This is a genomic window from Cryobacterium sp. TMB1-7 (assembly GCF_004402435.1).
Classification (GTDB): Bacteria; Actinomycetota; Actinomycetes; order Actinomycetales; family Microbacteriaceae; genus Cryobacterium; species Cryobacterium zongtaii.
In genome coordinates, this window is the sequence record NZ_SOFZ01000002.1 from 1 (window position 1) to 22999 (window position 22999).

Consider the following 22999-nt stretch of genomic DNA (forward strand, 5'->3'; position numbering starts at 1 on the left):
CCGGAGCAGCCGACAGGGTCGCCGACACCGCACCAGACACCGCGACATTCGTCGCACCCGCCGCCGGCGTGGTCGACGACACCGTCACCGCCGCCGGAGCGGCCGCCGTGGTGAACGACCACGCCCCGCCGGATACCGCGGCCCCTGCCAGCGTCACGGCCGCGGAGTACGACGTCGACGCCGCCAGCGCTGCAGCCGGGGTGAACGTCAGCACCCTCGTCGTCGCGTTGTAAGCGGATGTGCCCGCCACCGGACCCGCGGCGCTGGACAGGGCCAACGTCGGAGTGCCCGAAGCCGGAGCAGCCGACAGGGTCGCCGACACCGCACCAGACACCGCGACATTCGTCGCACCCGCCGCCGGCGTGGTCGACGACACCGTCACCGCCGCCGGAGGAGTGGTCGTGGAGGTGGAGAAGACCACGTCGACGAAGTAGTTCGCGGCTTGCCAGGTGTTGGTCGGGAAGCCTCCGGCCGAGGCATACAGGTATCGACCGTTGTTTGCCGTGCCGGCCGTGAGGGGACCGACGGTGCGCGGGGTGGAGAAGAAGTTTGTCGTGGAGGCGTAGCGGCCGTTGGGTGCGAAGTAGGACACCACGTAGGTCTGGCCGGCGGTCAAGACCACGGGTGTCGCCAGCTGCGCGGTCTGCCAGCCTGACGCCGTCTCGTTGGTGAAGGTCACCGTCGCCAGCCGTTGGCCGGTGGACGACCAGAGCGACCCGGTGTGGGTGCCGGTGTTCGTCGAACCCTTGTAGAACCGGATCGCCGTGACAGAGCCCGATTCGGCCGAACTGAAGGACATGCCCAGTTCCACCGGCGAGGTGTCGTCGGGTGACGCGGCCTGCGCCGGGGTGAGGTTGCCGAGCAGGCTGTACGAGGTGCCGGTGCCGGGTGCTGCGGCCGTGGTGAACGACCAGGACCCACCGGGGAGGGCGGCGCCGGCGAGGGAGACGACCGCGGAATGCGCCGTGCCCGCCGGAAGCGCCGCCACCGGGGTGAACGTGACGACCCGAGTGGAGGCGTTGTAAGTCGACGCACCGGCAACCGCGCCCGCCTCGTCGGATACGGAGAGGGAGGGTGTGCCGGACGCGGGCGCGGCCGTCAGGGTCGCGGACACCGTCGCGGTCGCCGCGACACCGGTTGCGCCGGCGGCGGGGGTCGTCGAGGACACCGCGACGGCCGCCGCGCCTCCTCCGGTGAACACCACGTCGACGAGGTAGTCGGTGGAGGTTTGGTTGGTGGGGAAACCGGCCGCGTAGCTGAAGGTGCCCGCGTTGACGCCCGCGCTGAGCGGACCCCGCGTGTACGCGGCGGAGTACCCGCCCGGTGTCGCGGAGTATTGGCCGACCGTGGTGCGATAGCCGGCGACATACTCCGTGGCAGCCTGGATGCTCACCGGCGACCCGAAGACCAGGGTCTGCCAACCGGAGGTGCTCTCGGCGGTGAACGTTCCCGAGGCGAGGACGGTTCCGTCGGCGGCCCACAGTGTGCCGGTGTGGCTGCCCGTGTTGCCGGGCCCCTTGTAGAACTTGATCCCGGTGATCTGTCCGGCGGTCTGGGCGGAGAAGCGCACGCCCAGGGTCACCGCTTGGTTGTCCGCGACGGTCACCACGCTGGGCGTGGTGCTGTCGTCGTACAGGCTGCACGGGCATCCGCTGCCCGGGGCAGCCTGCACAGTGGTGAACGACCACGTGCCGCCCGAGCTGAGCGCGGCCCCCGCGGCGTCCCTGGCCGCCAGGGTCACGGTATACGTGGTGGCCTCGGCGAGCGCACTGCTCGGCGTGAAGGTGGCGACGCGGGTGGCGGCCGTGTAGCTCGTGCTGCCTGCGACGGCCGTGCCCTGCGCGTTACGCACAGTGAAGGCGACGGAGGAGGCGACGACCTCTGTGGAAATCGTGGCGCTGATGGCCGTGTTGAGGGCGACGCTGGAGGAACCCGGTCCAGGGGACTGGGCCGTCGCCGAGGGGGCGGTGTTGCCCGACCGGGTGAACACAGCATCGACGTAGTAGTTGCTCTGACCGTAGATGTCGGTCGGGAAGTCGCCGTTGGTGTTGTAGACGCTGGCCGGTTGGGCGCCGAAGCCGCCCGCGACGGCAAGGGGCGCACGGGTGACTCCCCGGTAGGCCCAGGGGTCGTCATCAGCTGAATACCGGCCCCTCGGCGCCCAGTATGAGGCAACGTAGGTCGTTCCAGCGGTGACGGTTACCGGGGTGGCGAAAGTGGCGGTCTGCCATCCGGACGCGGTTTCGTTCGTGAAGGTCGCGGTCGCCAGGCGGGTGCCGGTGGAGCTCCACAGCGATCCGGTGTGGGTTCCGGTGTTGGCTGTGCTCTTGTAGAACCGGATGCCGTCGATCGTTCCGTTCTCCGTCGGTGTCACCCGAAGGCCCAGCTCGACCGCGCTGGGGTCCTGCGAGTCGGGCTTGGCCGGAGCCTGGACTCCGAATACAGAGTGCGGCCCGGTGACGGTCACGGCGAGTGTGGTGGGCGTGGTCGGATAGTTGGCGCTGTCGTCGATCGCCCGGATTCGGATGCTCTGGGTGGCGACGCCGTGTTGAACGTAGGTGTACGACCAGTTCGAGGTGCCTGTCGCCGCGCTCCAGCTGGTTCCGCCGTCAGTGGAGACCTCGACGCCGGCGACGACCCCGCCGGAGTCGGTGGCCGTTCCACTGATCGTGGTGCTGGCGCCGTTGGGCACGGCGGTTCCTGCCGCGGGAGAGGTGACGGTGACAGAGGGTGCGGTGGTATCGGTGCTCGCTGTCGTGGCTACCAGGCCGGCCGCCAACGTGGCGGGGGTGGCACCCATATCGGCCAGCAGGTTCACCTGTGCCTGTTGCATCCGCACGTCTGCCGGTGCGCCGGGGCCGTCGTGCTCCCGGTCGAGCCCCCACGTCCACTGCACGCTGCCGGCCGAGAACACGAGGGCCCCGCTCGGTGCCTTGTAGAGGGTGACATGGTGCGTCGTGCTGCCTTGCCTGACGGTGTTGCCGAAGTCAGTGAGGTATTCCGGCACCGATCCCGTGGTCGTCGACAGCCTGATCAGACCGGCCGGTCGGAAGCCGTTGTCGATGTCTTCGTTTGATTCGTAGCCGACGGTGTGCGGCGCCAAGGCCGCGGAGGTTCCCGCCGCGAGGCTGGACAAACCGGTGTTCCGCCACAGGCGTGTCTTGCCCTCAGCGGCCGAGACCGTGACAGGGAGGTCAGAGTAATTGGACTGGTATTGCGTGCCGGTCAGCCCGTTCTCGGGGAGGCCCCCACCGTTGGCCGAGGACGCAAACCGGGGGTCACGCCAGGTACCGGTCCACTCGGCGGAGGGGTCGATCTTCCGCTGGCTCCAGGTCTCCTTGTAGGACACCAGGGTGCGGTAGGCCGTTGCGCTGCTGTCGGCGGACGGCTCGTACCGGGTCCGCCAGTACACCTCGTTGCCGGACAGGAACTGCAGGTTCACACCGGCGTCTCGTGCGGCCTCCACGTTCTTGCGCTGGGCTCCTGACCAGTACTCGTCGTGGCCGACGGAGAGGAAGACTTCGTGGTTCTTCAGGCTGGCCCCGAAACGATCGGTGTCGACGCCGCTGAAGTAGGAGACGTCATAACCGTTCTTCTCCAGGAACCTGACTGCCGGATACTCATTGCTGAAATAGAAGTCGCGACCGTCGATCCCCCCACGGGTCGCGACGGGCCGGTTGTAGCTGACCTTGTAGGCGCGGCCGTTATCGGCGCCCTGGTAGAAGTCGGAGCCGCCATAGGTGTTGTAGGCCTGCCAGGTGGGGTCGGAGGTCTGGAACAAGACCTGCGACGTGCTGGCCTGGTCCCTCACGACGAAGGTGATGTGGCTTTGGCCACCGGTGTCGGTACGGGTCAGCAGCGCGATGTACACACCGGAGACCGCGTCGGCGGGCACCGGCCAGGATGCCGACAGGGCCCAGTTGCCGCAGTCGTAGAACTCGGTCGCGGCCTCGGTGATGCACTGGGGTTGGTTCTGTGGGAGCGCCGCGGCCGGTGTGACGTCGGCGATCTTCCGGGCGCCGTTGCCCTGATACCAGCCGGTGCGGTAGATCGCAATCGTGTACGCCCGGGCGTTGGTGTCGATCTTGAACCCTACGGTGCCGCCGACGTTGGTGCTGATGTCTGTGGAGAACCCTTGGATGGACGGATCACCGGCTCCGCTGATGTCCCACACCGACGCGGCGGTCCCCGGAAGGGCGTTCTCGCACACGATGGGGTTGGGTGCCGTTCCGCATCCGGCCGCATTCGCCGGCAGCGCCCCGAGCGGGATCAACAGTCCGCTCACGACAACGATGACCGTCGCCAGAGCCTTGGCGGCGAGGGAACCGAACCTCGGGAGGAACGTGGAGGTTCCGGCTCGGCCGTCGACGACGGGCAAACGTTTAGACACGGTGCTCCTCTGATTGCCTGTGCGAAAGTACGGGAGATCGGGCGGCAGTCAGCGTGACAGCTGAGTATCGCTCACACCGCACAGAGTGCCACGGGGGCCATAGGCCCGCTCGCCCCCGAAGGGGGGTGTTCGAATCCGCTCACCGGGGATGCGCACCGTCGGGATCGGTGCAACGATCTCACCCGCCTGAGAGCATCGCTCACTCGCCTGCGCCCGCACTCGGGCTCTGTCGCTACGGCCGACCCCTGTCTGAGGGCCTCGCCCCAACCGTCCCGAAGGCGGGTATCGATGTCGATAACCACAGAACCGCCCACCCCCACCGAAATCTATGACTGCTGCGTCGTCGGAGCGGGACCCGTCGGCCTCTCCCTCGCCCTTGAGGCCGCGAACGCCGGGCTCCGGGTTCTCGTCCTGGACGCCGGGACCCAAGCCGCCAAAGAGGATGCCGCGGCCCGGGCGGCACGTCCTCCGGTGCATGTGCTCGATCCCGCCACGCACGCACCCATCGAACAGGCAACCCGACGCGGGCTCGGCGGATCGTCCTGGTTGTGGGGCGGCCGGTGTGTGCGCTTCGAGGCGATCGACTTCGAAACCCGCGACTACGTCGACGGGAGCGGCTGGCCCCTGAGCCAAGCCGACGTGCTGCCTTCGGAAGCGGCCGCCGCAGCCTACCTGGATTGCGGAGCACCGACCTTCCGGAGCGCCGCCGCGGACTGGGCCGGCCTGGGAGAGGTCAGCCTTTCGCAATTGGAACGCTGGGCACGACAGCCCAAACTGGCGGCCCGGCTCGGCTCCAGGGTTGCCGCGCATCCCGGCATCTCGGTGCTGTGCGAAGCGACCGTCACCGACATCATCATCAACCCTGACGGCGCCGGCGTCACCCACCTCCAGGTGCTCCACCAGAGCCAGACCTTCGCGATACGCGCCGCGACGTACGTCCTGGCCTGCGGAGGACTGGAAACCACCCGACTGCTCTTGACCGTGCAGCGCCGGCTGCCCTCCCACTTCGGTGGCGCCGACGGACCGCTGGGCCGCTACTACATGGGTCATCTCACGGGAAGCATCGCGAACATCCAGCTCACCGACGCGGCGGACATCCGCGACCTCGATTTCAGCCTCGACGACCACAATGCCTACGTCCGTAGGCGCTTCACGTTCTCCGAGCGCACCCAGCGCGAGAGACACCTGTTGAACACCAGCTTCTACGCCGACAACCCGCCGTTCTACGAGGAAGGGCACCGCAACGCGACGCTCTCGCTGGTCTTCCTCGCCCTCTCCCTGGCCCCGGTGGGCCGGCGGATCCTGGCTGAGGGCATCCGTCTGCGCCACATCGGGCCGCGCCCGCGCCGGTACGCACCTCATCTGCTGAACATCGCGAAGCGGCCGTTTCGCGCCGCGGCCGACGTGATAACGATCCTCCGCAAGCGCTACCTCTCACCGGTTCGAAAACCCGGCTTCCTGCTGCGGAACGCCGGGGGCAGCTACGCGCTGCACTTCCACGCCGAGCAGACGCCCAATCCGGATTCCAGGATCCGGCTCAACGGGACGACGGGCGCCGACGGCCAGCCGGGCCTGGACATCGATTTCAGGTACGCGGTGCAGGACCTCGACTCGGTGCTCGCGGCGCACCAGTACCTGGACGAGCAGTTGCGGGCATCCGGACGCGGTCGGGTGGTCTACCTCGACGCCGAGGACCAGAGGGTGTCCTCGGTGCTCGCTCAGGCAACGGATGGATTCCATCACATCGGCACGACCCGCATGAGCGCCGATCCAGGCGACGGTGTGGTCGACAGCGACTGCAAGGTGCACGGCATGGACGATCTTTTCATCGCATCCAGCAGCGTTTTCAGAACCGCCGGCGAAGCCAACCCGACGTTCCTTGCGGTGTGCCTGGCGGTGAGACTGGCGCGGCACCTCTCCGAGGAGTTGGCTGCGCCGGCTGCCGATGCCCCGCCTCGGCCGGTCGAAGCCGCGTAGCCGTTGCAACCTGACCCCCCTTTCAGGTCACAGCGCCGAAATCTGATTGCAGGGTATGGTCAGCTCGTGAGTTGCTGAGGATATATCAGCTCACTCACGAGATCATCTGCGACACCCGCCACAACGTCACACCCGCGCCATCCGACATTTCCGTCACCCAGTACCCGTTTCACTTCCCGCACGAACCTGTAAACCCGAACTGCAGGGGAATCTCCGTGAATACGTCCTTGACGTGTCGACCGATCCGTCGACCCCGAAAATCTCAACCCCCGAACCCGGCCCGGCGAGCCGGCCCCGGGCACGCCTGGTCTGCGGCCGGAAGCTTCGGTCACACATGAGCGCGCCCAAGCCGGGTTCTCCGCTGACCGAAGCGATCCCCCGCGGATACCGCGCTCCGTTACGCCTGGTCAGGCCCGCGACGGTCCCGGTCCCTGACGTTCAGGACACGGCCACGGCCGCCGCCGCCAGCGGCCTGTCCGGTGCGGCGTGGGCACGCCAGTACCGCACCAAGCTCCAGCTCACGGACGCCGCGGTGATCGTCGCCGCCGTCACCGCCGCCTTCCTGGCTCGGTTCGCGTTGGGCACCCCTATCGCGAACACGACCCCGATCCCGCTGTCGGCCTGGGCGGTCATCGGACTGGTGATCGGAACCTGGATCGTCACGCTGTCCACCTTCCGTACCAGGGCGCCGCGGGTCGTCGCGGTGGGAGCCACCGAGTACAAGCTCGTCATCAACGCCAGTGCGCTGGCCTTCGGTCTTCTCGCCATCGCCTTCCTGCTGTTGCAGGTCAACACCGCCCGTGCGTACTTCGTCTTCGCCCTGCCACTCGGGGTCGCGGCCCTGGTCCTGGAGCGGTGGCTCTGGCGCAAGTGGCTCATCCACCAACGCAAGTTCGGTCACTACCTCGCCCGGGCCATCGTCGTCGGCGGCCGGGACGACATCGAATACGTCGTGCGGCAGATCAACGACAAGTCGGGCGCCGCCTATCACGTGGTGGGGGCGGCGCTGGAGGACGAGAACACGACCAGCGTCACGTCGGCCGGGCACCGGGTTCCCGTGGTGTCCGATTTCGCTCACGTCGCCGCCGCGGCGCAGTCGTTGGGGGTCGATGCCGTGATCGTGGCCGGGCATCCGAGCCTGGGAAACACCTTCATCCGCAACCTGGGCTGGGACCTCGAGAAGACCTCGGCAGAGCTCGTGCTGTCGAGCCGCTTGACCGACGTCGCCGGTCCCCGCATCCACTTCCGCCCGGTCGAGGGCCTTCCCCTCATCCACGTCGAGATCCCCCAGTACGACGGCGCCAAGCACGTGCTCAAGCGCGCTCTGGACATCACCCTCGGCGCCACCGCGCTCCTGGTGATCAGCCCACTGCTCCTCGTGATCGGGGTCCTGGTCAAGCTGGACAGCCCAGGACCCGTCTTGTTCCGGCAGGAGCGGGTCGGTCGCAACGGCCGCACCTTCCACATGATCAAAATTCGTTCGATGGTGCGAACGGCCGAAGACGATCTGGCCGGGTTGCTCGACAAGAACGAGGGCGCCGGGGTGCTTTTCAAGATCCGCAGCGACCCGCGCATCACCCGGGTGGGCCGGGTCCTGCGCAAGTACTCCCTCGACGAATTGCCGCAGCTCTGGAACATCGTGGTCGGCCAGATGAGCCTCGTCGGGCCGCGCCCACCGTTGCCCGCCGAGGTCGAGAACTACGAGTCGCACATGCACCGGCGTTTGTACATCAAGCCCGGTCTCACCGGCATGTGGCAGGTCAACGGGCGCTCCAACCTCAGCTGGGAGGAAAGCGTTCGCCTCGACCTCTATTACGTCGAGAACTGGTCACTGGCCGGCGACCTGATGATCATCTGGCGAACCGTGAAGATCGTCATCCGCCCCCTGGGGGCCTACTGACATGGCGGCCCCCGGCCACACCGATCCGGTCACCCCCTCGAACGTGGGGGCGCTCCGGATCGCGATGATCGGCACCCGAGGCATCCCGGCCGCGTTCGGTGGATTCGAAACAGCGGTGGAGGAGGTCGGCCGTCGACTGGTCGATCGTGGGCACGCCGTGACGGTCTACTGCCGCTCCCGCAACTCGGCGCCTGGCCACCTCCCCCCGGCCACCGTCTACCTGGGAATGCGTCTCGTGCATCTGCCGGCACTGCGTCTGGGCGCATTCGGACCGCTCAGCCACACCGCTTTCTCGGTGGCACACGCCGCCACCGGGTCGCGCCCGGATGCCGCGTTCGTCTTCAACTCGGCGAACGCACCATTCGTGCCGTTCCTGCGCAGACGCGGCATCCCGACAACCGTGCATGTCGACGGCCTCGAGTGGAAGCGGGACAAGTGGGGCGGGACTGCCCGCCGCTACTACCGCTGGGCCGAGCAACAGGCGGTGCGATGGGCAGACGCCCTCATCGCCGACGCGCCGGGCATCGTCGACTATTACCACGCGGAGTTCGCCATCCCCACGGAGCTCATCGGCTACGGGACACATCTCCTACAGAATTCCCCGGCGACGCGGCTGGCCGAATTGGGCCTGCGGCCCCATGGTTATCACCTCGTTGTGGCCCGCTTCGAGCCCGAGAACCATGTCGACGTGATCATCGACGGCTACCGGCGCAGCAGTGCCGCTCTCCCCTTGGTAGTCGTGGGTTCCGCCCCGCATCCAGGCGCATACGCGCGCAAAATCACCGCCCTGGCCCACGACCCGCGGGTGCGATTGCTCGGCAGGCTGTGGGACCAGGACCAGCTCGACCAGCTGTACGCCCACTCGGTCAGCTATCTGCACGGCCATTCCGTCGGGGGAACGAACCCGTCGCTCCTGCGCGCGATGGGAGCCAGGACAGCCGCAATCGCCTGGGATGTCAGGTTCAACCGCGACGTGCTCGGCGTGTATGGAGCGTATTTTCGGGACGCCGGGACTCTCGCGGCCCTGATCGAGGACGCCGAGCTGAATCCCCACCACACCCAGGAGGTCAGTGAGGCTCTGCAGCGTCGCGCCGCCGCCCTGTACAACTGGGGCCACGTCACCGACAGCTACGAAGATCTCGCCCGTCGCCTTGTCTCCGGATACAGCACCCAGGGCAAAAGCCCGGGACGCACCGGTCGCTCTCCCCGAAGAGGACGCACCGGTGCGCGGCCGCCGTCCACCGTGGCGCGAGGCGCTCTGTGACCATGTCGGCGGACCGGAGTTCGGGTGCCGCTGCCCGCTGAGCTGGGGATCGTTGTCGTCAACCACGGCGAACCCGATCTTCTCGAGCTCAATCTGGTCGGAATCGGGCGGCGCGCGCGCACCGGACGGGTCGTCGTCGTCGACAATTTCAGCGGGCTCGCCAACCGCGAAGCGACGACGGTGTTGTGCGCTCGCGAAGGCTGGACGCTGATCGCGCCGGGAATCGACCTCGGCTTCGGAGCCGCGGTCAACGCCGGGGTGCGGCTGCTTCGATCGCACGGCTGTGATCGCCTGTTGATACTGAGCCCCGACGTGCGCATCGACGAACCGGGGATGCTCACGCTGGCCCAGGGCTGCTCAGCAGAACCCCAGCGCATCCTGAGCCCTCGCATCGTCGGCACGGATGGCTCCTTGTGGTTCGGCGGCGGCACCGTGGACATCCGTCGTGGCCGCGCGCTGATGGCCGATGATGCGGATAGTTCCGCGCCAGGAGGCTGGCTCAGCGGGGCGTGCCTGATGATCCACGCCTCCCTCTGGGATTGGCTGGACGGATGCGACGAGGGCCATTTCCGCTCGTGGGAGGACGTCGATCTGTCCTGGCGTTGCGTGGCCGCCGGCGGCTGCCTCGCGGTGCACAGCGACGTCACCGCGGTGCGGAGCACCCGTTCGTTCCCGGTCGCCGGAGTGGTGTCGCCGCTAGACGTCTACTCCGCCTGCCGCAGCCGGCTGACATTCGCCGCACGTCACCTCGGCCGGCGTCACATCGTGCAGTGGCTCCTAGCCAGCCCGGGGTACGCCGTCAGCGTGCTGCGCAACGGGAGGCACCGCTCCCGGGCGGGTCGGCCGGGCGCGCTACTGGTCGCCGCCGTGCGTGGCACCGCCGCCGGTGCCGGGACGGCGCTCCGGACTATCGGCGCTGACACGCACGGTACCGGCGGTCACCGTGTGCACGCAGAACAGACGGCCGCCGGGTGATGCCGATCTTGACCCCGCAGGCTAGTTCGCGAAGCGGTCGGTGGCGTCGAGCAAAGCGGCGCGGATGCCGGGCTCCTCGAAGGAATGGCCGGCATCCGGGATCATCTGGAAGTCGGCCTCCGGCCAGGCCTGATGCAACGCCCAGGCGGTGAACGCCGGCGTGCACATGTCGTAGCGGCCCTGCACGATGACTCCGGGAATGTCCTTGAGCTTGGCGGCGTCACGGAGCAGCTGCTCGGGTTCGAACCAGCCCTTGTTCATGAAGTAGTGGTTCTCGATGCGGGCAAACGCCACGGCGAAGGCCGGCTCGGTGAACCGCTCGATGGTCTCCGGCTGTTGCAGCAGGGTGATGGTGGAGGACTCCCAAGTGGACCAGGCCACACCGGCGCGTTCACGGGTTGACTGATCGGGGTCGTGCAGCAGGCGGCTGTACGCCTCGATGAGCCGTCCCCGTTCGTCGACGGGTACCGGCGCGATGAAACCCTCCCACAGATCGGGGTAAATGGCCGCGGCTCCCCCCTCGTAGAACCAGTCCAGCTCGATCGGGCGCAGGGTGAAGATGCCGCGCAGAACGAGTTCGGTGACCTTCTCTGGGTGTGTTTCAGCGTAGGCGAGCCCCAGGGAACTGCCCCAGGAACCGCCGCAGACCAACCACCGGTCGATGTCGAGGTGCTCGCGGAGACGCTCGATGTCGGCGACCAGGTGCCAGGTTGTGTTGGCTGTCAGGTCGGCATCCGGCGCACTGGCATGCGGGGTGCTGCGGCCGCAGCCGCGCTGGTCGAACAGCACGATGCGGTACTTCTCAGGGTCGAACACCCGCCGCTGGGTGGCGCTGGACGCGCCGCCCGGCCCGCCGTGCAAGTAGACGGCCGGCTTGCCGTTCGGGTTTCCGGACACCTCGTAATACAGGGTGTGGCCGTCGCCGACCTCGAGCATGCCGGTGTCGTACGGTTCGATCTCGGGGTAGAACTCTCTCATATGTCGAGCCTACGGCCCGGGCCGCAGTCCCGGCCGGTGGCGCATCCGCCCGGCGCGCCATCGCCCGGGGCCACCGCGCGGGCCGCCGCGGACTCTCGCGGCCCGCAGTACGCGCCGCGGCCCGCCGTACGTGCGGCGGCCCGTGTTAGATCACGGGCCGCCGCAGCTGGCACGGGCCGCCGCGGGTTGCACGGGCCACCGCGGGGAGGAGGTCAGGCGTCCCGGCGTTTGAGCAGCACCGCGGCGCCGACCAGCGAGACGGCCACCCAGCCGAGCACGATGAGGACATTCTGCCAGGTCTCAAAAGTGGCACTGGTGAAGCCGTTGAGCCCGAAGATGGCCAGGCCGGCGTTGGAGATCAGGTACGGGAGCAGGTCCGCCAACCACTGGGCAGGGATCATCGACAACACGATCGGCAGCAGCAGCAGGATGCCGAGGGCTGCGGAAATGCCGCCGGCGCTGCTGCGCAACATGGCGCCGACGCCCAGGGCGAAGACGGCGACCAGCGCGAGGTACAGCGCACCGCCGAGCAACGGGAGCAACAGGTCGGGGTCGGTCGGGCTGGCCGTGATTTCCTTGCCGGCCAGGATCGGGGCGGCCACGAGATAGGACCCGAGGGTGCTGATCAGGCCGACCACGAAGGTACAGACGAAGAGCACAACGGCCTTGGCCGCCAACATCGGCAGCCGCCGAGGAACGGCGGTGATGCTGGACCGGATCATGCCCGTGCTGTACTCGCCGCTGATCGCGAGCACGCCGAGGACCGCCACGACGAGCTGGCCGAAGAAGACGCCGAAGGTGGCGGCCTGGGCGAGCATGCTCGTCTGCACGGCCGCGGGCAGAGAACCGCCCTCGGTGGGCAACGCGGCCGACATGAGTGCAGCCATGCCGAGGGAGATGACGATGACGGTGGCGTACGACCAGATGGTGGAGCGCACCGTGCGGAGCTTGATCCACTCCGAGCGCAGTTCACCACCGAAACTGAGGCCGGGTCCGGAAGGGACGAAGGCACGGACGGGGGCCGGGGCGATCGTGGTCATCGGACACTCTCCGTAAGGTCTGCAGCCGAGTGTTCGGCGGCGGGGTCATCGGAGGTGCCGCCGGTGCGGTACTCCACGTCGTTCTGGGTGAGGGACATGTAGGCCTCCTCGAGGGACGCGCTGATCGGCGTCAGCTCGTGCAGGGCAATGCCGGCACGGGCGGCCTGGTTGCCGATGTCGGCGGCGGTGATGCCGACGATCTCGAGCAGGTCTGCCTCGGTGCGGGTGACGGTGATGTCGGCGCTCTGGAACAGGGCGGCGAGCTCCGGCGCGTACGGGGTGCGTACCCGCACGACCTTGCGCGTGGCGGCGCCGATCAGTTCGGCCACCGGGGCATCCGCGATGACCTTGCCGCGGCCGAGCACGATGAGGTGGTCCGCGGTGACGGCCATCTCGCTCATCAGGTGGGAGGAGAGCAGGACTGTGCGGCCCTCGGCGGCGAGGTGGCGCACCAGATGGCGCACCCACTGCACGCCCTCGGGGTCGAGCCCGTTGACGGGTTCATCGAGGATCAGCGTGGCCGGGTCGCCGAGCAGCGCCGCGGCGATGCCGAGACGCTGGCCCATGCCGAGCGAGAAACCGCCGACGCGCTTGCGGGCGACGGAGTCGAGTCCGGTGAGTTCGATGACCTGCTTGACCCGGCTGGCCGGAATGGAGTGTGTCGCAGCCATGGCGAGCAGGTGGTTGTAGGCGCTGCGGCCGGTGTGGATGGCCTTGGCGTCAAGCAGCACCCCCACTTCACGCAGGGGCGCCTTGTGCTCGCGGTATTGCTTGCCGTTGACGGTGACCGAGCCGTGGCTGGGCCGGTCCAGGCCCACGATCATACGCATGGTGGTGGACTTGCCGGCCCCGTTCGGGCCCAGGAACCCCGTCACCCGGCCGGGCTGCACTGTGAAGTCGACGGCGTCGACCGCGGTCTTGCTTCCGTAGCGTTTGGTCAGGGACTGTGCCTGAATCATCCGGTTCCTCTTCCCGTCGGCGGGGACGGAACGCATGCCGCGTCGACCCCACAGACGAGAGTATGACGCCGGACCGGGCGCCCGCATCCGTCGAGCGGATGGTTACGGGGCGCCGCCCCTCATCCTCTGGCCGGACCGGACCGGACCGGGCAGGGCCGGCGGGTCAGGGGCGGCGGACCGGTTTTTCGGGGACGGGGGCGGTGCCGGCGGCCCGCTGTGCGCGGTAGTAGGCGCGGGCCTCGACCTGGCGTTCGCGTTCGGCCCCGGTGGCGATCGGTGCCCGCAGGTGTTCGGGGGCGTAACCGAACGCGTCGACGAGGTCGAGAGCGTGCGGCCGCAGCCTGGAGATGATGCGGTCGATGTACGCCGTGACCGCCAACGCCCGTTTGCCGGAGAGCCGTCCGTTGATGAGGTACCAGGCCGCATGTTCCTCGATCAGGCGCAGGCCGAACAGGTCGCGCAGCCAGGTGAGCACCTGCCGGGTGCCCGCGTGGGTGGTCGTCTCGACAGCGCGGGTGAACGCCTCCCACTGGAGAAGCTCCGCGTGGGCGCGGGCCGCCTCGATCAGCTCGTTCTGGTGGGAATTGAAGAGAGCGGCCGCCTCCTTCTTGGGCAGCTTGCTGGCGTTCCGCAACGACTGGGCGATGGCGGCGATCATGGTCTCGACCCTGTCGGTGAGCAGGGCTCGTTGGGTTCCGGTCTCCCGCAGCGCTCCGACGCTGCGCGCCGTGGAGCCGAAGTCGGCGACGGACTGGCCGAGTGTGCGCAGGCCGGTGCCATGGTAGGCGCGCCCCGCGGTCTGTTGCACCACGTACCTGGCCATCGCTCCGGCATCCGCGCCGGCGAACTTGCGGTTGTAGTCGGTGAGCAGACGCTTGGCCACCAGCTGCAGCAAAACGTTGTTGTCGCCTTCGAAGGTGGCGTAGACATCGAGGTCGGCGCGCAGCCCGACGAAGCGGTTCTCGGCGAGGAAACCGGCGCCGCCGCAGGCCTCCCTGGACTCCTGCAGAGTGTCCAGGGCGTTCCAGGTGGACAGCGGCTTGAGGGCCGCTGCGAGGGTTTCCAGGTCCTGCCTGTCGATATCCGTCGCCGCGGCGCCGCTGAACACCTGGTCGAACTTGACCAGGAACTCGTCGTGCGCGAAGGTCTGCGCGTAGGCGGTGGCCAGGCGCGGGATGAGGCGGCGCTGGTGGCGCTGGTAGTCGAGGATGACCTCTTCATCGGTCTCGCTGCCGGCGGTGAACTGGCGGCGTTCGCTGCCGTAGCGGATGGCGATGGTGAGCGCCAGGGCGGAGGCCTGGGTGGCGGCGCCGTCGAGGGACACCCGGCCCTGCACGAGGGTGCCGAGCATGGTGAAGAAGCGCCGGCCGGGGCTGCCGATCGGGCTGGAGTAGCTGCCGTCGACGGCGACATCGCCGTACCGGTTGAGCAGGTTGGTGCGCGGGATGCGCACCTGGTCGAAGTGCAGCCGGCCGTTGTCGATACCGTTCAGGCCGCCCTTGAGGCCATCGTCCTCGCCGCCGATGCCGGGCAGGAACGCCCCGGTGGAGTCGCGGAGCGGCACGTAGAAGGCGTGCACGCCGTGGTTGACGCCCAGGCTGATCAGTTGAGCGAAGACCACGGCGGCGGTGCCGTCGATGGCGGCGTTGCCGAGGTAGTCCTTCCAGGCCGCCCGGAACGGGGTGTGCACAACGAACTCGCCGGTGGCCACGTCGAAGGTGGCGGTAGTGCCGATGGCGGCGACATCCGACCCGTGGCCGGTCTCGGTCATCGCGAAGACGCCGGGCACTGCGAGGGACATGATGTCGGGCAGCCAGGTTTCGTGATGCACGGTGGTTCCCAGGTGTAGCACCGCGGCGCCGAACAGCCCCCACTGCACACCGGCCTTGATCTGCAGGCTCGGGTCGGCCGTGACGAGCTCCTCGAATCCGGCGATGTTGCCGCCGTGGTCATCCGAACCGCCGAGCGAACTCGGGAAGGCCCGGTGCACGTGGCCGTTGTCGGCGAGGATCTTGAGCTGACCGAGCACCCGCAGGCGGTGGTCCGCCATGGACTGCCCCTCGATGCGCTGCAGGTCAGGGCGGGCGGTGAGCTCGCGGGCCTTCAGCCGCACATCGGCCCAGGTGCCGAGCAGGGTTCGCGACAGGGCGGGCAGGTCGATGCGCGGGGCGAGCGGGTCGCCGGCGACCCGGACGGGCCCGGTGTCGGTGCGGGTGTCGGTGCCGACCGCGTCGGGCCGGGCGGGAGTGGAGCGCTGGGCAGTGTCAACCATCATTGGTCCTAACGTCGGCGCGGAAGTCGAGTGTTCGACCACGTTAGATCGGGGGCGCCGAGTGCGGAAATAGTGCGTGACGGGGCTACAAAGAAGGGCGCGGCGCGGCGCACTCGGACTGTAGCTCTTCTACAACAAGGGGGCGACTCAACCTACCAAGGCCCACAAAAGGGGCGGCGGATGAGCTCCGCCACCCCCGTCGATCCGGGTGGGTCAAGCGTTCGCTGCGACGACCTCGAGCAGGGCCTCGCCGTAAGACTCGAGCTTCTTCGCACCGACGCCGGTGATGCCGTCGAGGTCCGCCAGCGTGCGCGGTTTCGCCGCCGCGACGGCCACCAGGGTGGCATCGCCGAAAACCACGTAGGCGGGAACGCCCTGCTGGCGTGAGGTGGTGCTGCGCCAGGCACGCAGGGCCTGGAACAGCGCCTCCTGCTCGCTGCTGAGCTCGGCGAGGCCGGCCTTGGCGGTGGCGGCGCGGGCAGCGGGGGTGCGCTTCACGGGCTTGTCGGGTTCGCTGCGCAGCTGCACGGGGCGGTTGCCGGCGAGCACCTCTGCGGCGGCCTCGGTGAGGATCAGGGTGCCGTATTCGCCGGAGGTGGCGATGAACCCCTGCGCGAGCAGCTGCCGCACGACTCCCCGCCACTGCTGGTCGGTGAGGTCGGCGCCGATGCCCCAGGTGGCCAGCTGGTCGTGGTTGTGCTGGGTGGTGCGCGGGGTGGTCTTGCCGCGCAGGATGTCGATGAGCTGGCCGGCGCCGAAGCGCTGGTTGCGTTCGCGCAGCAGGCGCACGATCGTGGAGAGCAGTTTCTGGGCGGGAACGGTGCCGTCCCAGGCCTCCGGCGGCGTGAGGCAGGTGTCGCAGTTGCCGCACGGTTCACTGGCCTGGCCGAAGTAGCGCAGCAGGTTGACCCGCCGGCAGTGCACGGTCTCGCAGAGCGCGAGCATGGCGTCCAGGTGCGCGCTCATCTTGCGGCGGTGCGAGAGGTCCCCCGGCGACTCGTCGATCATGCGGCGCTGCTGCACGACGTCCTGCAGGCCGTAGGCGAGCCAGCCGGTGGATGGCAGGCCGTCGCGGCCAGCACGGCCGGTTTCCTGGTAGTAGCCCTCGACGGACTTGGGCAGGTCGATGTGCGCGACGAAGCGCACATCCGGTTTGTCGATGCCCATGCCGAACGCGATGGTCGCCACGATGATGACGCCCTCTTCGCGGAGGAACCTGGACTGGGTGCGGGCGCGCAGGCCCTGGTCGAGGCCGGCATGGTACGGATAGGCGTTCAGGCCGTTGGCGCGCAGGAACTCGGCGGTCTGCTCGACGGTCTTGCGGCTGAGCGCGTAGACGATGCCGGCGTCGGTGGGGTGCTCGGTCTTGATGAAGTTGAGCAGCTGCTTGCGCGGCTCGTTCTTGCCGACGATGCGGTACTGGATATTGGGCCGGTCGAAGCTGGCGACGAAGTGCTGCGCCTCGCCCATCTGCAGGCGCTCGGTGAGCTCCTTGTGGGTGGCGTCGGTGGCCGTGGCGGTGAGCGCGATGCGGGGCACATCGGGCCAGCGGTCGGCGAGCTCGGAAAGCGCGAGATAGTCCGGGCGGAAGTCGTGGCCCCACTGGGAGACACAGTGCGCCTCGTCGATGGCGAACAGGGCGATGGTGCCGCGATCGAGGAACCGCTTGGTGGCCTCGTTGCTCAATCGCTCGGGGGCGACGTAGAGCAGGTCGAGGTTGCCGGCGAGGTAGTCACGTTCGACCTGGTTGCGGGCGGCGGAGTCCTGGCTGGAGTTGAGGAACGCGGCGCGCACGCCGACGAGGGTGAGCGCATCCACCTGGTCTTGCATGAGTGCGATCAGCGGGGAGATGACGATGCCGGTGCCCTCGCGCACGAGCGACGGGATCTGGTAGCAGAGGCTTTTGCCGCCACCGGTGGGCATCAGCACGACGGCGTCGCCGCCACCGATGAGCTGGTCGATGATCTGGGCCTGCTCACCACGGAACGAGTCGTAGCCGAAGACCGTGTGCAGCGCCTCGGCGGCGGTGCCGAACTTGGCGGTGGCCCGCTTGGGCGGCGGCGGGGCGAGCAGCGTTGCGCCGCCGGCGGGCGGGCCGAAATCGACGGGACCGGAGCCGGCCGGGCCGGCGGCGGCCGACGCGGGCGTGGCGAAGCCACCCTGACCGTAGGGGTCTGGGGGCGGTGGGGCATCGAAGTCGTCCGGCGGCTCGAACTCGTCAGGATCCCACGGTATCTCGGCGTTCCAACTCACCCGCCAACTCTACCCGCGCCCACCGACGCCACTGGCCGGGGCGGCGGCATTGTGGATGGATGCCACGGCCCGCCCGCAGCTCTCGCAAAAGCGGTGGTGTGGTTGCTTCGGAGCACCCGAGGTGACCGTTCCACCGCTCTCGCGAAATTGCCTGACCTACTGCGGGATGGGGTGATGGCTATTTCGGGGTGGGACGGCGCAGCAGCAGGAGCGTCACACCGATCGCGGCGAGGATTGCCACGAGCGCTCCGCCGATCCAAAGCAGGTCGGTGACGTCGACCGCCGAGCCGGACTCCGCGGCGTCGGCGCCGGCCGCTTCGGAATTGGCCGGTCCGGTCTGGCCTGAACCAGCGGTGGCGCACTCGGGCGCGGTCGCGGAACCCTCGTTCAGCACCTGGGCCGCGTTGGGCTGCCAGGTGAAGGTGAAGGTGTCCGAGATCGGATGCCCATCGGTCGACACGACCTGCCAGGTCACCGTGTACTCCCCCGGCTGGCCGAGCTGCACCGCGGTTTCGAGGGTGGGCCCGGCGATCGTCGAACAGCCGTCGCCGTAGTATCTCGGCGCGTCGGCCGGGCCGGTGACCTGGATGACACTGCCCTCGCCCTGGCCCGAGAGGTCGAGCAGGTTGTCGTTGGTGGTGATCGATACGGTCCCGGGCTGCTCGGTGACGATCGAACCCGCCGCCGGTGTCGAGCCGACCAGGTAGTTGTGCGCAAACGCCGGGGCGGCCGTGGCGCCGAGACTGGCGACGGCCAGCACGGCCCCGGCCAGCGCCGACCGCTTCAGCATGCGGGCGTGCCGGCGGCTGTTTCGGATGGGTGCCATGGGGAGCTCTATGCGGCGTTCTTGCGGCGGGCGGCGACGGCGACCACGAGGCCGACGGCGCCGACGATGAGACCGCCGATGCCGAGCAACCGGGCCAGCACATCGTCGGTGGCGATCGGCTCGGTCGCGGGGGCGCCATCCGCTGCGGCAGCGGCATTGTGACCGTGGCCGGACTCTGCGCCGGCCTCGGTGACGGTGAGCGACGGGGCCGGGTGGGCCGGTTCGGCCTCGCCCTCGACGACCGTCTCTGACCAGTCGGTCTCCCCGACCTCGCAAGACTGAAGCACGGGGAACGCCAGCGTGTCGCCGACGGCGGCGTCCTCGGGGATCTGCAGGCTGAGTACGAAGGTGGTGCGGAGGCCGTCGGCGAGCGGGGTGAGAGCCGTGTAGGTGACCTGGCCGTCGGTGAGCGGCGTGATGTCCCAGCCCGGGTTGATGGTGGGGGTGACGCTGGTGATGGTGTCGGGGATGTCGATGGTGATGCCGGTGGTGGCCGACCCGTCGCAGCCGTGGCCGAGCGAGAAGGTGAGCAGGCTGTAGGAGCCGGCGGCGGTCGACGACGGTTCGACATCGACGTGGGCGCTGGCGGCCAGCGGCGCTGACAGGGCGAGCAGGCCGGCTCCGAGAAGGGCGGTGGCGGAGAAGACGGGCGTGGAGAGCTTCATGATGGGTCCTTGGGTTGGTGGCCGGTCGACACGCGAGTGGTCGAATCGTGGCCGCGGCCCGCGCGGGGCCGACAGGCATGGCGGGGCTCGGTACGAAAATTCGACGGGGCGGCCGACGGATGGGTCGACATATATATAAGAGGTGCGAAGACTGAAGGTGGCCGAGCGTGACGCTCAGGCGAACAGGTGCACCGGCGGCCCACGATGCCGCATCGGACTCAGCAGGACGAGAAGGTCGCGGGGCGGCAGAGCGGCCGAGGACGCCGAGATCGTCTGGGGGATGTTCGGGATCGGGGTGAGCACGAGGATCCGCACGAGGGCCTTCAGGGCCACCGTCGCGGTGCTGAACAGACCCCAGAAGGCCCGCTCGCCGAAGCGGAGCGCCAGGACGGTCACCACGGCGGCGAGGACGTGGGCCCCGGTCATCATCAGCCCGTGGTCGGCGCCGGACATGGTGCCGGCCTGCATCGATGATGGCACCAGCACGGCGACGCTGCCCGCGCTGTGGGCGTGCGCGGTTGCCGCATCCGTGGTCACCAGGGCGCCGCCCGCGCTGCCGAAGGAGAACAGCCCGTGGAAGACGAGTTGACTCAGCAGCACCGCCGCGGTGAGTCGCCAGGTGGACAGGGTGCGGCCGGACAGGGCGATGGAGACGATCCCGGCGAAAGCCAGGGACACGACCACGGCCAACAGGCCGGGCACGGCTCCGCCACCCACGGTGTGCGACAACGCGGCAACAAACGTGGAGACGGCCGCGACGATCCACCCACGGGCGAAGCGCGCCCAGCGTGTGGTCATGATTCTCCCTTTGTCACGGTTCCTCGAATCTATCAGGACCGCGCCGTTCAGCTGCCTCTCGGAGAACACGCGGCTCCGGTCGGGCAGAATGGGAACAGTGCTGGCACCAGACAGGCACCCGGCATTTTCCCTCGGCACGTCGATCGCGGTGGCCGCCCTGCTCCTGTCGGGTTGCGCCGCCAACGAATCCGGTGACGAGACGAGCACTCTGGCCGGCACGCTGGACGGTGCCGGGTCGAGCGCGCCGGGGTCCGCCGCCATCGACCTGCCCGTCTACGTGTCACCGTCGGTGTTGGTCTACAACGTCGATGGCGTGGACACCCTGCGCCTGGATCCGTCGGCGATCGCGAACATTTTCTCCGGTGCGATCACGCGGTGGAACGACCCCGCCCTCGTCGACCTGAACCCCGACGCCACCCTGCCCGCCGAACAGATCTCCGCGGTGCATCGCTCGGACGATTCGGGCACGACGAAGTGAGGGCACCCAAGGCAACTCCGGCGTCGTGAGCGCCGTCGCCAACGGCAACAACACCATCGGCTACGCGGATGCGTCCAGGGTCGGTGACCTCTCTGTCGCGGCGTTGCAGGTGGGCGACGAGTTCGTCGATTTCTCCACCGAGGCCGCCGCGGCCGTCATCGACGCCTCGCCCCTGGTGGCGCGGGACAACCCCTACGACCTGGTGGTGGATGTCGACCGCACCTCCACGGCCCCCGGCGTGTACCCGCTGGTGCTCGTGAGCTACCTGATCGCCTGCGAAGACTATCCCGACGCCGACCAGGCCGAGCTCGTCGCGGCCTACCTGGCGTACATGGCCAGCCCGGAGGGTCAGGCCGCCGCCGCAGAGAGCGCGGGTTCGGCGCCGCTGTCCGCTGACTTTTCTGACCGGGTGCTCGAGGCCGTCGCAAGCATCCGCTGAGCCGCGCATCCGCCCCCGCTGACCAGGCCGGGCGGATATCTGTGGAGCACCGCGCGGATGCCCCACAGACATCCTGTGCTCGCGCGCGCTGTCACAAACCCGAATTGTGAGGGAGCACGCGAACGACAAAACCGTACCGCATCCCCGATCGTGCGCGACGGATTCGCGCGCCGGTTAACCGCCGGCAGGGCACCCGCCGAAACGGATGCCCTGCCGGTTGTGCGCTGGTGTTACAGGTTCGCCAGAGCGGTGATCGAGGCGTCGCCCGGCGTGGCCGAGGTGAAGCTGGAGTCGATCTCGGCCCGGTCGAGCAGGTCTTCCATGCGACGACGACGCTGCTTGGGGATCAGCGTGACGACGGTACCGGACTTGCCGGCGCGGCCGGTGCGGCCGGCGCGGTGCAGGTAGGTCTTGTACTCGTCGGGCATGTCGGCCTGGATGACCAGGTCGATGTCGTCGACGTGGATGCCGCGGGCGGCGACGTCCGTGGCGACGAGAACATTGACGCGACCGCTGGTGAGCATCTGCAGGTTGCGGGTACGGCGGGCCTGGTTGAGGTCGCCGTGCAGGCTGGTGGCCTTGACGCCGGCGTCCTCGAGCTGGTCGGCGAGCTGCTCGGCGTAGGCGCGGGTGCGGCTGAAGATGAGCGTCTTGCCCTGGCGGTCGACAAGCTGGCCGATGATGGAGGCCTTGTCGCGGTGCTCGATGAGGAGGACCTTGTGGTCGATCGTGCTGGAGGCCTGGTCTTCTCCGGCGACCTCGTGCACGGCCGGGTTGGTCAGGAATTCCTTGACCAGCGAGGCGACGCCCTTGTCGAGGGTGGCCGAGAACAGCAGACGCTGGCCGCCCTTCTTGGTGAGGCGCAGGATGCGCTGAACCGGCTCGAGGAAGCCCAGGTCGCACATGTAGTCGGCCTCGTCGAGGACTGTGATGACAACCTCGGACAGGTCGAGACGACCCTGCTCGACGAGGTCCTCGATGCGGCCGGCGGTGCCGATGATGATGTCCACGCCGCGCTGGAGGGCGCTGACCTGGCGGTACTGCGGAACGCCGCCGTAGATCTGGGTGGTGAAGAGGCCGACGCTGCGCGCGATGGGCTGCACGGTGCGGTCGATCTGCAGGGCCAGCTCGCGGGTGGGGGCCAGGATCAGCGCGCGGGGCTTGCGGGCCATCTTGCGGTCCTTGGCGCCGTTGTTCTCCATGAGCTTCTCGATCATGGGAGCGGCGAACGCGATGGTCTTGCCGGAGCCGGTCTTGCCGCGGCCGAGCACGTCACGGCCGGCGAGCACATCGGGGATGGTCGCGGCCTGGATCGGGAACGGGGACGGAGCGCCGAGGAGAGCGAGCTCGCGCACGATGTTGCCACCGAGCCCGAGGTCGCCGAACGTCACGCCGACAACATCTTCTGCGGTCGTGGCGATGGCCTCGAGGCGCTCGAGCACCACGTCGTCGCCGGCGGCGAACTTGGGCTTGGAGTCGCGGTCGGGGTAGAAGTTGCTGGAGTGGCCGCCGTCGTTGGAACGGTCGTTGCGGGCCGCGCGGTCATTGCCGTACGCGGGACGTTCGCCACGGGCCGGACGGTCGTTGCTGTACGACGGGCGGTCGGTGCGGGCGGGGCGATCGCCGTAGGACGGACGCTCCGTGCGGGCCGGACGGTCGCTGTTGTAGGACGGACGCTCGGTGCGGGCCGGACGGTCGCTGTTGCGGTCGTTATAGGCGGGGCGATCGGTGCGCGGGGCACGGTCACCGTACGACGGGCGGTCGTTGTTGTACGACGGACGGTCA

The 22999-nt window shown here is 68.8% G+C and carries 16 protein-coding genes; 6 read left to right on the top strand and 10 right to left on the bottom strand.

Annotation, left to right across the window (positions count from 1 at the left end):
* Nucleotides 1-4390, bottom strand: a 4390-nt coding sequence (locus E3O60_RS00090; protein ID WP_241993175.1) for a DUF4082 domain-containing protein, incomplete at its 3' end; no start/stop codon positions are given.
* Nucleotides 4391-4678: 288 nt separating this feature from the next.
* Between E3O60_RS00090 and E3O60_RS00095 the strand changes: the two genes are divergently transcribed.
* The 4 genes from E3O60_RS00095 (at nt 4679) to E3O60_RS00110 (ending at nt 10506) form a co-directional block, all read left to right on the top strand.
* Complete coding sequence (locus tag E3O60_RS00095) at nt 4679-6367, top strand: FAD-dependent oxidoreductase (RefSeq protein WP_088457347.1); 1689 nt, start codon at nt 4679-4681, stop codon at nt 6365-6367.
* A 334-nt stretch (nt 6368-6701) separates the two neighbouring features.
* A complete protein-coding gene (locus E3O60_RS00100) occupies nt 6702-8267 on the top strand; it encodes a sugar transferase (RefSeq protein WP_088457348.1) in 1566 nt (521 codons plus the stop codon).
* Between the two features lies 1 nt (nt 8268).
* Complete coding sequence (locus E3O60_RS00105) at nt 8269-9531, top strand: DUF1972 domain-containing protein (protein WP_134480196.1); 1263 nt, start codon at nt 8269-8271, stop codon at nt 9529-9531.
* Between the two features lie 24 nt (nt 9532-9555).
* On the top strand, nt 9556-10506 hold the full coding sequence (locus tag E3O60_RS00110; protein WP_134480198.1) for a hypothetical protein: 951 nt from the start codon (nt 9556-9558) through the stop codon (nt 10504-10506).
* 21 nt (nt 10507-10527) lie between these two features.
* Here E3O60_RS00110 and pip read toward each other — a convergent pair whose 3' ends face one another.
* The 8 genes from pip to E3O60_RS00150 all read right to left on the bottom strand — a co-directional run bounded on the left by pip (nt 10528) and on the right by E3O60_RS00150 (nt 20297).
* A complete protein-coding gene (gene pip / locus E3O60_RS00115; protein ID WP_088457351.1) occupies nt 10528-11484 on the bottom strand; it encodes a prolyl aminopeptidase in 957 nt (318 codons plus the stop codon).
* 212 nt (nt 11485-11696) lie between these two features.
* Nucleotides 11697-12524: an ABC transporter permease subunit gene (locus E3O60_RS00120; protein ID WP_088457352.1), complete on the bottom strand. Its 828-nt coding sequence runs from the start codon at nt 12522-12524 to the stop codon at nt 11697-11699.
* Nucleotides 12521-13483 carry an ABC transporter ATP-binding protein gene (locus E3O60_RS00125; RefSeq protein WP_088457353.1) on the bottom strand — a complete coding sequence of 321 codons (963 nt, stop codon included), beginning with the start codon at nt 13481-13483 and terminating at the stop codon, nt 12521-12523. Before E3O60_RS00125 ends, E3O60_RS00120 begins: the two co-directional genes overlap by 4 nt.
* A 163-nt stretch (nt 13484-13646) precedes the next feature.
* Nucleotides 13647-15755: an acyl-CoA dehydrogenase gene (locus E3O60_RS00130; RefSeq protein ID WP_134496735.1), complete on the bottom strand. Its 2109-nt coding sequence runs from the start codon at nt 15753-15755 to the stop codon at nt 13647-13649.
* Between the two features lie 213 nt (nt 15756-15968).
* The gene (gene recQ, locus E3O60_RS00135) at nt 15969-18008 is read right to left on the bottom strand and encodes a DNA helicase RecQ (RefSeq protein ID WP_134480200.1); all 2040 of its coding nucleotides are present in this window, start codon (nt 18006-18008) and stop codon (nt 15969-15971) included.
* Between the two features lie 178 nt (nt 18009-18186).
* Entirely contained in the window at nt 18187-18834 is a 648-nt protein-coding gene (locus E3O60_RS00140) for a copper resistance CopC family protein (protein WP_241993176.1), read from the bottom strand.
* An 8-nt stretch (nt 18835-18842) separates the two neighbouring features.
* Entirely contained in the window at nt 18843-19499 is a 657-nt protein-coding gene (locus tag E3O60_RS18760) for a YcnI family protein (protein WP_134409382.1), read from the bottom strand.
* 174 nt (nt 19500-19673) lie between these two features.
* Complete coding sequence (locus E3O60_RS00150; RefSeq protein WP_134480202.1) at nt 19674-20297, bottom strand: hypothetical protein; 624 nt, start codon at nt 20295-20297, stop codon at nt 19674-19676.
* Between the two features lie 97 nt (nt 20298-20394).
* Between E3O60_RS00150 and E3O60_RS19020 the strand changes: the two genes are divergently transcribed.
* The gene (locus E3O60_RS19020; RefSeq protein ID WP_370291381.1) at nt 20395-20775 is read left to right on the top strand and encodes a substrate-binding domain-containing protein; all 381 of its coding nucleotides are present in this window, start codon (nt 20395-20397) and stop codon (nt 20773-20775) included.
* 25 nt (nt 20776-20800) lie between these two features.
* Nucleotides 20801-21214 (top strand): hypothetical protein, encoded by a 414-nt coding sequence (locus E3O60_RS19025; RefSeq protein WP_370291383.1) that lies wholly within the window; start codon nt 20801-20803, stop codon nt 21212-21214.
* A 230-nt stretch (nt 21215-21444) separates the two neighbouring features.
* Here the strand turns inward: E3O60_RS19025 and E3O60_RS00160 are convergent.
* Nucleotides 21445-22999 (bottom strand): DEAD/DEAH box helicase (locus E3O60_RS00160; RefSeq protein ID WP_241993177.1); only part of this gene is annotated, 1555 nt, incomplete at its 5' end.

Coding starts and splice junctions, on each gene's coding strand:
- E3O60_RS00095 (WP_088457347.1), top strand. CDS start 4,679: ATGTCGATAACCACAGAACCGCCCACCCCCACCGAAATCTATGACTGC.
- E3O60_RS00100 (WP_088457348.1), top strand. CDS start 6,702: ATGAGCGCGCCCAAGCCGGGTTCTCCGCTGACCGAAGCGATCCCCCGC.
- E3O60_RS00105 (WP_134480196.1), top strand. CDS start 8,269: ATGGCGGCCCCCGGCCACACCGATCCGGTCACCCCCTCGAACGTGGGG.
- pip (WP_088457351.1), bottom strand. CDS start 11,484: ATGAGAGAGTTCTACCCCGAGATCGAACCGTACGACACCGGCATGCTC.
- E3O60_RS00120 (WP_088457352.1), bottom strand. CDS start 12,524: ATGACCACGATCGCCCCGGCCCCCGTCCGTGCCTTCGTCCCTTCCGGA.
- E3O60_RS00125 (WP_088457353.1), bottom strand. CDS start 13,483: ATGATTCAGGCACAGTCCCTGACCAAACGCTACGGAAGCAAGACCGCG.
- E3O60_RS00130 (WP_134496735.1), bottom strand. CDS start 15,755: ATGGTTGACACTGCCCAGCGCTCCACTCCCGCCCGGCCCGACGCGGTC.
- E3O60_RS00140 (WP_241993176.1), bottom strand. CDS start 18,834: ATGGCACCCATCCGAAACAGCCGCCGGCACGCCCGCATGCTGAAGCGG.
- E3O60_RS18760 (WP_134409382.1), bottom strand. CDS start 19,499: ATGAAGCTCTCCACGCCCGTCTTCTCCGCCACCGCCCTTCTCGGAGCC.
- E3O60_RS00150 (WP_134480202.1), bottom strand. CDS start 20,297: ATGACCACACGCTGGGCGCGCTTCGCCCGTGGGTGGATCGTCGCGGCC.